Source organism: Arthrobacter sp. L77, assembly GCF_000816565.1.
GTDB classification, from domain to species: Bacteria; Actinomycetota; Actinomycetes; order Actinomycetales; family Micrococcaceae; genus Arthrobacter_D; species Arthrobacter_D antioxidans.
Map to the genome: position 1 here is coordinate 150,734 of NZ_JWSU01000008.1, position 12,573 is coordinate 163,306.

At 72.8% G+C, this 12,573-nt stretch carries 11 protein-coding genes; 9 read left to right on the plus strand and 2 right to left on the minus strand.

Going from position 1 to position 12,573, the window contains the following annotated elements:
• Positions 1–88 precede the first annotated feature (88 nt).
• The 6 genes from tdh to RY94_RS15575 all read left to right on the plus strand — a co-directional run bounded on the left by tdh (position 89) and on the right by RY94_RS15575 (position 6,376).
• Positions 89–1,132 (plus strand): L-threonine 3-dehydrogenase, encoded by a 1,044-nt coding sequence (tdh, locus tag RY94_RS15550; RefSeq protein ID WP_043447299.1) that lies wholly within the window; start codon positions 89–91, stop codon positions 1,130–1,132.
• 16 nt (positions 1,133–1,148) lie between these two features.
• Complete coding sequence (locus RY94_RS15555) at positions 1,149–2,387, plus strand: glycine C-acetyltransferase (protein WP_052274486.1); 1,239 nt, start codon at positions 1,149–1,151, stop codon at positions 2,385–2,387.
• Positions 2,388–2,451: 64 nt separating this feature from the next.
• Entirely contained in the window at positions 2,452–3,549 is a 1,098-nt protein-coding gene (locus RY94_RS15560; protein ID WP_043447302.1) for an NAD(P)/FAD-dependent oxidoreductase, read from the plus strand.
• 142 nt (positions 3,550–3,691) lie between these two features.
• The gene (locus RY94_RS15565; protein ID WP_043447304.1) at positions 3,692–4,666 is read left to right on the plus strand and encodes a cation diffusion facilitator family transporter; all 975 of its coding nucleotides are present in this window, start codon (positions 3,692–3,694) and stop codon (positions 4,664–4,666) included.
• Between the two features lie 24 nt (positions 4,667–4,690).
• The gene (locus RY94_RS15570) at positions 4,691–5,173 is read left to right on the plus strand and encodes a cation:proton antiporter regulatory subunit (protein ID WP_043447306.1); all 483 of its coding nucleotides are present in this window, start codon (positions 4,691–4,693) and stop codon (positions 5,171–5,173) included.
• 9 nt (positions 5,174–5,182) lie between these two features.
• Entirely contained in the window at positions 5,183–6,376 is a 1,194-nt protein-coding gene (locus tag RY94_RS15575; RefSeq protein WP_043447310.1) for a cation:proton antiporter, read from the plus strand.
• Positions 6,377–6,393: 17 nt separating this feature from the next.
• Here the strand turns inward: RY94_RS15575 and RY94_RS15580 are convergent, their stop codons facing one another.
• Both RY94_RS15580 and hutH read right to left on the minus strand, forming a co-directional pair.
• A complete protein-coding gene (locus RY94_RS15580; RefSeq protein WP_043447313.1) occupies positions 6,394–7,239 on the minus strand; it encodes a siderophore-interacting protein in 846 nt (281 codons plus the stop codon).
• A gap of 47 nt (positions 7,240–7,286) precedes the next feature.
• A complete protein-coding gene (hutH, locus tag RY94_RS15585; RefSeq protein ID WP_043447316.1) occupies positions 7,287–8,864 on the minus strand; it encodes a histidine ammonia-lyase in 1,578 nt (525 codons plus the stop codon).
• A 101-nt stretch (positions 8,865–8,965) separates the two neighbouring features.
• Here hutH and RY94_RS15590 point away from each other — a divergent pair, with 101 nt between their 5' ends.
• Genes RY94_RS15590 through RY94_RS15600 form a run of 3 tightly spaced genes read left to right on the plus strand, consistent with a single transcriptional unit; the run spans position 8,966 to position 12,572 of the window.
• Positions 8,966–9,655, plus strand: coding sequence for an IclR family transcriptional regulator (locus RY94_RS15590; protein ID WP_043447318.1), 690 nt, complete (start codon positions 8,966–8,968; stop codon positions 9,653–9,655).
• Positions 9,652–11,325, plus strand: a complete 1,674-nt coding sequence (gene hutU / locus RY94_RS15595) for a urocanate hydratase (protein WP_043447321.1) — start codon at positions 9,652–9,654, stop codon at positions 11,323–11,325. Before RY94_RS15590 ends, hutU begins: the two co-directional genes overlap by 4 nt.
• A gap of 29 nt (positions 11,326–11,354) precedes the next feature.
• Positions 11,355–12,572, plus strand: coding sequence for an allantoate amidohydrolase (locus RY94_RS15600; RefSeq protein ID WP_043447323.1), 1,218 nt, complete (start codon positions 11,355–11,357; stop codon positions 12,570–12,572).
• The last annotated feature ends 1 nt before the right edge of the window (position 12,573 follow it).

Here is a 12,573-nt window from a genome sequence, read left to right on the forward strand (position 1 = left end):
TGCTCCGGGCACATTCCGCCCAGGCACTCGTACCGCACCATCCCGACGCGACCCGTCGGGACGGGCGCGGGATGGAAGGGACCGTTCAGTGAAGGCGCTGTACAAATCCGGGGCGCACGCCGGCTTCGAGCTCGTGGACCGGCCCGAACCCGACGCAGGGTGGGGCGAGGTCAAGATCCGGGTCATCACCACCGGCATCTGCGGCACGGACCTCCACATCGAGAGCTGGGACCCCTGGGCGCAGGGCATGATCACCGCCCCGCTGATCCCCGGCCACGAGTTCTACGGCGAGGTCGTCGCCCTCGGCGACGGCATCCGGGACGTCCGCATCGGCGACCGCGTCTCCGGCGAGGGCCACATCGTCTGCGGGATCTGCCGCAACTGCCGCGCCGGCCGCCGCCAGATGTGCATCCGCACCTCGAGCGTCGGCGTCCAGCGCGACGGCGCGTTCGCCGAGTTCGTCGTCGTGCCCGAGACGAACGTCTGGGTGCACGACGCGACCATCACGCCCGAGCTCGGCGCGGTCTTCGATCCCTTCGGCAACGCCGTCCACACCGCGCTCAGCTTCCCCCTCGTCGGGGAGGACGTGCTGATCACCGGAGCCGGCCCCATCGGCCTGATGGCCGTCGCCGTCGCCCGCCACGCCGGAGCCCGCAAGATCGCCATCACGGACGTCTCCGCGCCGCGGCTCGCCCTCGCGTGCGGCGTCGGGGCGGACCTCGCCATCGACGTCAGCCGGATGCGTGTCGCCGACGCGCAGCGCGAGCTCGGCATGAAGGAGGGCTTCGACGTGGGGATGGAGATGTCCGGTCATGCCACCGCGCTGCCCGAGATGATCGACAATATGAACCATGGCGGGCGCATCGCCATGCTCGGGCTGCCGGCCGGCCCGATCTCCATCGACTGGGGCAAGGTGGTCACCCACATGCTCACCCTCAAGGGCATCTACGGCCGGGAGATGTTCGAGACCTGGTACGCGATGAGCGCCATGCTGCAGTCCAACGGGACCCTGCGCGAGGCCGTCTCGTCCGTGGTCACCGACTGCCTGCCCGCCCGGGACTGGCAGCAGGGATTCGCAACGGCGCGCAGCGGCGCGAGCGGCAAAGTGGTCCTCGACTGGACCACCCTCTAGAGAGGCTTGGAACACCATGTATTCAGCAGTCCGCGACCAGCTCGCCACGGAACTCGACGAGATCCGCGAGGCAGGCCTGTTCAAGCACGAGCGCCGCATCTCCTCACCGCAGTCCAGCCACATCACGGCCGGCGCGCTGGGGGCCGGTGACGCAAGGGTCCTGAACTTCTGCGCCAACAACTACCTCGGCCTCGCCGACCACCCGGACATCATCGCCGCCGCCAAGACGGCCCTGGACGAGCGCGGCTTCGGCATGGCGTCCGTCCGGTTCATCTGCGGCACCCAGGACCTCCACCTGGAGCTCGAACGCCGCGTCGCGCGGTTCCTCGGCACCGAGGACACCATCCTGTTCTCCTCCTGCTTCGACGCGAACGGCGGCGTGTTCGAATCGCTCCTCGGAGCGGAGGACGCCGTCATCTCCGACGCCCTGAACCACGCGTCCATCATCGACGGCATCCGCCTGTCCAAGGCGCAGCGCTTCCGCTACGCCAACCGCGACATGGCGGACCTCGAGGCGAAGCTGCAGGAGGCCTCGGGGGCACGGCGCCGCCTGGTCGTCACCGACGGCGTCTTCTCCATGGACGGCTACCTGGCACCGCTCGAGGCGATCTGCGACCTCGCCGAGCGCTACGACGCGATGGTCATGGTCGACGACTCGCACGCCGTCGGGTTCATGGGCGCCACCGGCGCCGGCACGCCCGAGCACGCCGGGGTCGCCGACCGGGTGGACATCTTCACGGGCACCTTCGGCAAGGCGCTCGGCGGGGCGTCCGGCGGCTACGTGGCCGCACGCGCCGAGATCGTCGCCCTCCTGCGCCAGCGCGCCCGCCCCTACCTGTTCTCGAACTCGCTCGCGCCGTCGATCGTCGCCGCGACCCTCACGGCCCTCGACCTCGTGCAGAACAGCACCGACCTGCGGTCCACCCTGACCACCAATGCCGCGCTGTTCCGCCGCCGCATGACGGAGGAGGGCTTCGACCTGCTCGCGGGGGAGCACGCCATCGTCCCGGTCATGTTCGGCGACGCCGTCCTCGCGGCCCGCACGGCCGACGCCATGCTCGCGCAGGGCGTCTTCGTGACGGCCTTCAGCTACCCGGTGGTCCCGAAGGGAGCCGCCCGGATCCGCGTGCAGCTCTCGGCAGCGCACACCGCGGAGGACATCGAGGCCTGCGTCCAGGCGTTCGTCGCCGCCCGCGCCGAGGTGGCCGGCAGTCCGGCCGGCGTTGAAGGCGCCCCGGGTGCGCACGTGGGCTGACGGCCGACGGACAGGGCAGGGAGCGGGGGCGCCGGCTGGGGGAGGGCGCGCCTAGGATGACGGGATGAGCTCCCTCGAGTGCGACGTCCTGATCATCGGCGGCGGGATCGCCGGCCTCTCGCTGGCCTCCGCGCTGGCCCCGTTCTCCAGCGTGGTCCTCGTGGAGGCCGAGCCGACCCTCGGGTACCACACCTCCTCCCGCTCCGCGCGGCAACTCATCCCGAGCTACGGGCCCGAACCCGTCCTGGACCTGACCCGGCGCACGCTGGAGCTGCTGGGCGGCGTGCAGTCCTCCACGGGACTTCCCCTGACCGTGCCGAGGTCCTTCCTCCTCGTCGGATCCGAGGCCGACGTCGATGCGCGGGCCGGCGCCGCGATGCACCGGATCTCCCACGCCGAGGCCCTCGACCTCTGCCCGCAGCTGCGCCCGGAGGCCTTCGCGGCCGCTGCCATCGACACGGACTGCGTGGGCACGGACACGGACCTGCTGCTCGAATACCACCGGCGGAGCGCGAGCGACGACGGCGTCATCATCCTCACCGGCGCGCACGTCACCGAGGCCCGCTACGACGGCTCCTCGTGGAGTGTCCGCGCCGGGTATCGCCCGATCACCGCGGAGGTCGTGGTCGACGCCGCGGGAGCCTGGGCCGACGGCGTCGCGGCGCTGTGCGGCGTCGCGCCCCAGGGGCTCGTGCCGCTCCGACGGACCGCGGCGATCGTCGCGGCGGACAACGCGCCGCAGGCCGGGTCCCCGATGGTCGCGGCCGCCGACGACTCCTTCTACTACCGCCCGGACGCCGACGGCGTCCTCATCTCGCCCGCCGAATCGGAGCCGGCGGAGGCGGGGGACCCCCAACCGCACCCGGGCGACGTCGAGCGCCTCATCGAGCGGCTCGGAACCGTGACGACCCTCGGGATCACGGCCGTCCACCGGTCCTGGACGGGCCTGCGGACCCAGCGGGAGTCCACCGTGCCGGTCGTGGGGTTCGACCCCGGCCACCCCGGGTTCTTCTGGCTCGCGGGGCAGGGCGGGTACGGGTTCCAGACGTCGTCGGGCATCGCGGAACTCGCCGCCGTCCTCCTCACCGGCGCCGATCCGGCCGATCTCGGCGCCGACCCGCACAGCGTGCTCGCGGCGGCCGCCGCGCTCCGTCCTGCCTGAGGGCACAATACTTTCCGGCCACGGGCGGTCCACATGTCCGTACAGTGGGGAACGGAGGCGGTCCCGGGGCACGACGCCGGCGGCCGGCCCCATACCGGCGGGACGACCCGGCGGACGCGGGGCAGAAGGAACGGAACGGATCATGTCGGCAAGCGGAGGCAACAAGGCGATCATCGCGGCCCTCGCCGCGAACCTCACGATCGCCGCACTGAAGTTCGTGGCCTTCGCGCTCACGAGGTCCTCGTCCATGCTCGCCGAGGGCATCCACTCCGTGGCGGACTCCGGGAACCAGGTCCTGCTGCTCGTCGGAGGCAAGCGCGCCAAGCGGCAGGCCAGCCCGGAACACCCCTTCGGCTACGGCCGCGAGCGGTACATCTACGCGTTCATCGTCTCGATCGTGCTCTTCAGCGTCGGCGGCCTCTTCGCGCTGTACGAGGCGTACCACAAGGCCCTGGACCCGCACCCCATCGAGGGCTCCTTCTGGTGGGTCCCGCTCGCCGTCCTCATCGGCGCCATGGTCGCCGAGTCCTTCTCGCTCCGCACGGCCGTCAGGGAGTCCAACCACGTCCGCGGGGGCATGAGCTGGGTGCGCTTCGTCCGCACCGCCAAGTCGCCGGAGCTGCCGGTCATCCTCCTCGAGGACCTCGGCGCCCTCCTGGGCCTCACGTTCGCCCTGTTCGGCGTCTCGATGACGCTGCTCACCGACAACGGCCTGTGGGACGCGGCGGGCACGGCGATGATCGGCCTGCTCCTCGTGGCCATCGCAGCCATCCTCGCGGTGGAGACCAAGAGCCTGCTCCTCGGGGAGAGCGCCTCCGCCACCGACGTCGCGAAGATCGAGGAGGCCATCGGCGGCGACGGCTCCACCCGGATCATCCACCTGAAGACGCTGCACCTCGGCCCGGACGAGCTCCTCGTCGCAGCCAAGATCTCGGTGGGGAGCCAGGAGAGCGGCGCGCAGATCGCGGCCCACATCGACACCGCCGAGCAGCGCATCCGGGCGGCCGTCCCGATCGCCAGGCTCGTCTACCTGGAGCCCGATCTGTACACGCCGGAGGACGCCTCGACGCCCTCAGCGAACGGCAGCACCACGGGCGCCCTGCCCGCCGGCGAGTAGTCCGCGCGGGTCTAGGATGATCGCATGAACGTCATCGAAACGCGCCTTCCCGGCATCGGGGTGCGGCGCGAGATCGTCACCGGGTCCGGCCGGAGGGTGGGCATCGTCGCGCAGCGCGACGGCGAGCTCGACCTCATCATCTCGAAGGCCAACGACCCCGATGCCTGCGTCGCGTCCATCCCGCTGACCCCGGACGAGGCGGCGACGATCGGCAACCTCCTGGGGTCCCGGCAGCTCGTCGCCCAGCTGACGGAGGAGCACCGGGACCTCCCCGGTGTCTCGACGCGCCAGTTCTACATCAACCGCGGATCGCCCTTCGACGGCCGCGCCCTCGGCGACACCAGGATGCGCTCGCGCTCCGGCGCGTCCCTCGTCGCAGTGCTCCGCTCCGGCCAGGTCCAGGCCTCACCCACCCCCGACTTCACGCTCGCCGGCGGCGACCTGCTGGTGGTGGTGGGCACCTCGGAGGGCCTGGACACCGCAGCGGACATCCTGCGCAACGGCTGATCGCCGCCTATGCACACGACCGCCCTCACCCTGATCGAACTCGGCGCGATTCTCCTGTTCCTCGGGGTCCTCGGGCGGCTTGCGGGCCGGATTGGCCTCTCGCCCATCCCCCTGTACCTCCTCGGCGGCCTGTTCTTCGGGCAGGGCGGCTTCCTCGAGCTGGAAGGGGTCATCGACTTCAGCGAGGTGGCCAGTGAGATCGGCGTCGTCCTGCTCCTGCTGCTGCTCGGCCTGGAGTACACGGCCAAGGAACTCGTCACCGGGATGCGCCAGTCCTGGATGGCCGGGATCGTCGACCTCGTCCTGAACTTCACGCCGGGCGCCCTGGTCGCGGTCATCCTGGGCTGGGGGCCGGTCGCGGCCCTCGTGATGGGCGGCGTCACGTACATCTCCTCCTCGGGGATCGCCGCGAAGGTCATGAGCGACCTCGGCCGTCTCGGCAACCGGGAGACCCCCACGGTCCTCGCGATCCTCGTCTTCGAGGACCTCGCGATGGCCGTCTACCTGCCGGTCCTCACCGCGGTGCTGGCGGGGCTCAGCTTCGCCGGCGGACTCGGCACGGTCGGGGTCTCCCTCCTCGTCGTCACCCTCGTGCTCGTCGTCGCGCTGCGCTGGGGGAATGCGGTCTCGGCCATCGTCGACAGCAAGGACCGCGAGGTCTTCCTCCTGACGCTCATCGGGGCGGCCCTGCTCGTCGCGGGGCTGGCCTCCGCCCTGCAGGTCTCGGCCGCCGTGGGGGCGTTCCTCCTCGGCATCGCGATCTCCGGCGCGACGGCGGAGAACGCCGCGCGCCTCCTCGAACCGCTGCGGGACCTGTTCGCGGCCATCTTCTTCGTGGTCTTCGGGCTCAACACCGACCCGGCGTCGATCCCGCCGGTGCTCGGTGTCGCGCTGATCCTCGCGCTCGTCACGACGGCGACGAAGATCGCCACGGGCTGGTGGGCCGCCCACCGCCAGGGCATCGGGCGTCTCGGCCGGGCCCGCGCCGGCACGGCCCTCGTGGCACGCGGGGAGTTCTCGATCGTGATCGCCGGTCTCGCGGTGACCTCCGGGGCGGTGATCCCGGAGATCGCCGCCCTCGCGACGACGTACGTCCTGATCATGGCCGTGCTCGGGCCCGTGCTGGCGCGGATCGCCGAGCCCGCGATGGGACTCCTGGAACGGCGCCCGAGGCGTGGCCCCCGCACCGTACCGGTCGCCTGAGCGGCGGGCGTCCCGGATCAGTCGTCGAGGATCTTGCCGATGGGTTCCCGCTTCTCCGCCTGGAAGGTGTCCTCCTCGCGGCCGTACGCCCAGTAGCCGGAGAGCGAGACCTGCGAGCGGGCGAGCCCCTTCTCCCTGAACAGGATGTCCCGCAGGGCCTTCATGGCGCCACGCTCCCCGTGCACGAAGGCGTCGACGCGACCCCCGGGCCACGGCCCGGCGGCGACGGCGTCCGCGAGCAGCGTCGTCGTGCCCGGTTCCCGGCCGTCCCGCGTCAGCCAGTGCAGTTCCACGCCTGCGGGGGCCGCGAGGGGGAGCACATCGGCGGCGGTGTCCACCTCGAGGTAGGCATGCCCGACGGCGGCCGGGTGCAGGGCTTCGAGGCCTGCGGCGATCGCGGGGAGCGCGGAGTCGTCCCCGGCGAAGAGGTGCCAGTCGGCATCAGGGTCCGGTGACCATTTTCCGGAGGGGCCCATGAGCACCAGGAGGTCACCGGGGGAGGCCTGCGCCGCCCACGGGCCGGCGATGCCCGAGTCGCCGTGCACCACGAAGTCGATGGCCAGGCGTTCCGCCGCGGCGTCGAGCCACCGGACGGTGTAGGTCCGCTTGACGGGGCGGTCGCCGGCGGGCAGCTCGTGCGTGAGGGCCGCCAGGTCGTAGGGCGGGGTCAGGCCCAGATGGGGTTTGGCGAACAGCAGCTTGGCGTACCTGTCCGTCGCGTCGCAGTCCTGCAGGTCCCGGAAGCCCGGTCCGCCCGCCACGACCCGCACCAGGTGCGGGCTCAGCCACTGCGTCTCGAGCACGGTGAGGACCGCCTGGGGGCGCGGGGGTCTGACGGAGGGCACGGTGACCGGGGAGGACATGGAGCGGTACTTCTTTCTCGGGGGTGGTCAGCCCACCCTAACAAGCCCTACTGGAGGGACCCCGGGAGTGCTTGGCCGGCCGCGGCGAGCAGGGCGCCGTCGTCCACCAGCCGGCGCGCGGCCTCGATCTCCGGGGCCAGGTAGCGGTCGGTGCCGGGACCCTCGACGTCCCGCCGGAGCCGGGCCCGGACGGCGCCGATCGGCGCGGAACTGCTCGGCCCGACGGCGGTCCCGCCGTCGCGCATGTCCAGGGCACGCGCGGCAGTGAGGATCTCGATCGCGAGGACGCGCGTCAGGCCGTCGACGGCCCGGCGCAGCTTCAGGCCCGCCGCCCAGCCCATGGAGACGTGGTCCTCCTGCATGGCCGAGGAGGGGATGGAGTCCACGGACGCCGGGGCGGCGAGGCGCTTGAGTTCGGACACGATCCCGGCCTGCGTGTACTGGGCGATCATGTGGCCGGAGTCGACGCCGGGATCGTGGGCGAGGAAGGCGTTGAGCCCGTGGCTGCGGGACGTGTCGAGGAAGCGGTCGGTGCGGCGCTCGCTCATGGAGGCGACGTCCGCGACGGCGATCGCGAGGAAATCCAGCACGTAGCCCACGGGCGCCCCGTGGAAGTTGCCGTTGGACTCGATCCGGCCGTCGGGCGTGATGACCGGGTTGTCGATCGCGGACCCCAGCTCGATCGCCGCCACCGACTCCGCGTGCGCCAGGGTGGCGCGGGCGGCACCGTGGACCTGCGGCGCGCAGCGCAGGGAGTAGGCGTCCTGGACGCGCGTGAAGCGGTGCCGCCCGGTCTCGGACGTGACCTGGTCGGCGAGCAGCGGGGACCCGGCCAGCAGGGCGCGGATGTTCGCGGCGGACGCCAGCTGGCCCGGGTGCGGGCGCAGGGCGTGGAGGTCCTCCGCGAACACGGCGTCCGTACCCAGCAGCCCCTCGACGCTCATGGCCGCCGCGAGGTCCGCCGTCGTGAGGAGCCGGTGCAGGTCCGCGGCGGCGAGGACGAGCATCCCGAGCATCCCGTCCGTGCCGTTGATGAGCGCCAGCCCCTCCTTCTCGCGGAGCTCGACCGGGGCGATCCCGGCTGCCGCGAGCGCCTCGGCCGCCGCCGCCAGGCGCCCTGCACCGTCCCGGACCTCGCCCTCGCCCATCAGCGCCAGGGCCACGTGGGAGAGCGGCGCGAGATCACCGGAGCAGCCCAGCGAGCCGTACTCGCCGATGACGGGGGTGATGCCGGCGTTCAGCAGGGCGGCGTAGGTGGAGGCCACCAGCGGGCGGACCCCGGTCCGGCCCGTGGCGAGCGTGGAGAGGCGCCCCAGCATCAGCCCGCGCACCACCTCGCGGTCCACCTCGGCCCCGGAGGACGCGGCATGGCTGCGGATGAGGCTGCGCTGCAGCTGGGTGCGCTGGTCCAGCGGGATGTGCCGGGTGGCCAGGGCGCCGAACCCGGTCGAGACCCCGTAGTGCGGCGTGCCGTCGTCCACGAGCGCGTCGACCACCGCGCGGGACCGGGTCATCGCGGCGAGGGACGCGGGCGCCAGGTCCACGCGGGCGCCGCCCCGCGCCACCGCGACGACGTCGGCGGGGGACAGCGGGCCCGGGCCCACAATCACGGTCTGCTGGTCCACGCTGCGCCTCGGTTCCCGCGGCTCCCGCCGCTCTTGCCATGGAGTGAAAAGAGAGTTTCAATAAGTGAAATACACGTCGACTGCGAAAGCAAGGAGGGGCCATGGCCGAATCGCCCACCCGGACCGTGGAGCGGGCCCTCGTGCTGCTCGGGGCGGTCTGCGGGGCCGGATCGCTGACGCTCGCGGACGCGGCCCGCGAGGCCGACTTGTCGGCGTCGACGGCGTTGCGGCTCCTGCGCACCCTCGAGGGCACGGGCTTCGTCCGCCGGGACGCCCTCGGCGCCTACCGGCCCGGCCTCCGCGTGGTGCAGCTCGGCGCGCAGGCCCTCGGCCACGAGTCCCTGGTCTCCCTCGCGGAGCCCGCGCTGGAACGCCTCGTGGAGCGGACCGGCGAATCGGCCTACCTCAGCGTCCCCTCGCACGACGGCGAGGGCGTCTACCTCGCGATGCGCGAGGGCACCCACTCCGTGCGCCACGCCAGCTGGGTGGGGCGCAGCATCCCGCTCGCGCACACCGCCGTCGGCGCGGTGCTCACCGGCGGGCCCCCGGACGGCGGCTTCGTCGTGGTGCGCGACGGCGTCGAGACGGACGTCACGGCCATCGCCGCACCGCTCTCGCCGGGCGGCCGGACGGTCGCTGCGCTCAGCGTCGTGATCCCCAGCTACCGCATCACCGAGGCGGAGGCCCACCGCATCGGCTCGCTCGTGGCACAGGAGGCCGCGGCCCTCCTGGCGGAGCCCGGTGCGGGCGCCGTCCCGGTGCCCGAGGACCTGACAGGAGAACCGGCATGACCACCCCCTCCGCGACCCACGATCCCTCCCGGTCCATCCGGGCCGCGCGCGGCACGCGCCTGACCGCGAAGAGCTGGCAGACCGAGGCACCGCTACGGATGCTCATGAACAACCTCGACCCCGAGGTCGCCGAACGGCCCGAGGACCTCGTGGTGTACGGCGGGACGGGCCGGGCGGCCCGCAGCTGGGACACCTACGACGCCATCGTCCGCACCCTCACGACGCTCGAGGACGACGAGACGCTGCTCGTGCAGTCCGGCAAGCCCGTCGGGGTCTTCCGCACCCATCCGTGGGCGCCGCGCGTGCTGCTCGCCAACTCGAACCTCGTGGGGGACTGGGCCACGTGGCCGGAGTTCCGGCGCCTCGAGGCTGAGGGCCTCATGATGTACGGGCAGATGACCGCGGGCTCCTGGATCTACATCGGCACGCAGGGCATCCTCCAGGGCACCTTCGAGACATTCGCCGCGATCGCCCGCAAACGGTTCGGCGGCACCCTCGCCGGCACCCTCACCCTGACCGGGGGCTGCGGCGGCATGGGCGGCGCCCAGCCCCTCGCCGTCACGCTCAACGGCGGGGCCGTCCTCATCGTCGACGTCAGCGAGGCGCGCCTGCGCCGCCGCGTCGCGAAACGCTACCTGGACACCGTCGCGGACACGCTCGACGACGCCGTGGCACAGGTCCTCGCCGCGAAGCGCGGGCGGCGGGCGCTGTCCGTGGGCGTCGTCGGCAACGCGGCCACCGTGTTCCCCGAACTGCTCCGGCGCGGGCTCGACGTCGACATCGTCACCGACCAGACCTCCGCCCACGACCCGCTCAGCTACCTACCCGAGGGGATCGCCGTCGACGAGTGGGAGCGGGAGGCCGCCGCGGACCCCGACGGCTTCACGAAGAAGGCCCAGGCGTCCATGGCCCTGCACGTCGAGGCGATGGTCGGCTTCCTCGACGCCGGAGCGGAGGTCTTCGACTACGGCAACTCGATCCGCGACGAGGCCAGGAAGGGCGGCTACGGCCGGGCGTTCGACGTGCCGGGGTTCGTCCCCGCCTACATCAGGCCCCTGTTCTGCGAGGGGCTCGGCCCGTTCCGCTGGGTGGCGCTCTCGGGGGACCCGGCGGACATCGCCGTCACGGACGCCGCGCTCAAGGAGCTGTTCCCGGACAACGGGCACCTGCACCGCTGGCTCGACGCCGCCGCCGAGCACGTGGAGTTCGAGGGCCTGCCCGCCCGGATCTGCTGGCTCGGCTACGGCGACCGCGCGAAGGCCGGCCTGCTCCTCAACCGGCTCGTCGCCGAGGGGAAGGTCTCGGCCCCGATCGTCATCGGCCGCGACCACCTCGACTCCGGGTCCGTGGCCTCGCCCTACCGGGAGACCGAGGCCATGGCGGACGGCTCCGACGCCGTCGCCGACTGGCCGCTGCTGAACGCCCTGCTGAACACCGCCTCCGGGGCCACCTGGGTGTCCATCCACCACGGCGGCGGCGTGGGGATGGGCCGCTCCATCCACGCCGGACAGGTCTCCGTGGCCGACGGCACGGACCTCGCGGCGCAGAAGCTCGAGCGGCTCCTCACCAACGATCCCGGGACGGGCGTGATGCGCCACGTCGACGCCGGGTACGGGCGCGCCCGCGAGGTCGCCAGGGAGCGCGGGGTGCGCATCCCCATGCAATCCTGAAGACCCGCCCCCGACCGGAAGGTACGCCCGTGCAGACCGTCTCCTCAGTCCTCGACTCCATCAGCGACGTCGGCCGCGACACCACCCGCGGGGGCTACTCGCGTGGCGTCCATACACCCGCCGAGTCCTCGCTGCGCGAATGGTTCTCCGCCGAGGCGGAGAACCGCGGGCTGGCCGTGGAGACGGACCGCAACGGCATCCTCTGGGCGTGGTGGGACGCCACGGACAGCCGGGACGGCGCGCTCGTCACCGGCAGCCACCTCGACTCCGTGCCCGGCGGCGGGGCCTACGACGGGCCGCTCGGCGTCGCCTCCGCCCTCGTGGCCGTCGACCTGCTGCGCGAGCGCGGGGTGAACCCGCAGCGCTCCCTCGCGATCGCCGTGTTCCCCGAGGAGGAGGGCTCCCGGTTCGGGGTCTCCTGCCTCGGCTCCCGCCTGCTCACCGGCACGCTCGACCCCGACCACGTCCGGTCCCTGACGGACACCGACGGCACCACCTTCGCCGAGGCCTCCCGGGCCGCGGGCATCGACCCGTCGCACCTGGGCCGCGACGAGGAGGCGATCCGGCGCATCGGGGACTTCGTGGAACTCCACGTCGAACAGGGGCGCGGACTGATCGACCTCGACTCCGCGGTGGCGATCGGCTCCACCATGCTGGGCCACGGGCGCTGGCGCCTGTCCATCACCGGCCAGGGCAACCACGCCGGCACCACGCTCATGGCCGACCGCGCCGACCCCATGGTCGCCGCCGCCCAGGTGGTCCTCGCCGTCCGGAAGGCCGCCGCGGAACAGGACGGCGCCCGCGCGACCGTCGGCCGGCTGCAGCCCGTACCGGGCGGGACGAACGTCATCGCCTCCCGCGTGGACCTGTGGCTGGACGTCCGCCACGAGGAGGACGCCCTGACGGCCGCCCTCATCGAGAGGATCCACGGCCAGGCCCAGAAGATCTGCGCCTTCGAGGGCTGCAGGGCCACCCTCACCGAGGAGTCGCGCAGCGGCACCGTCCACTTCGACGGCGCCCTGCAGCGCACCCTCGGCCAGTCGCTCCGCCGGTCCTTCCCCGGCACCCCCACCCTGCCCACCGGCGCCGGGCACGACGCCGGCATCCTCGGGGCCATCGCGCCCACCGCCATGCTCTTCGTCCGGAACCCCACCGGCATCAGCCACTCGCCCGAGGAGTTCGTGGAACGCGACGACGCCGACGCCGGGGCCACCGCGCTCGCGGACGTCCTCGACGACCTGCTGTGAT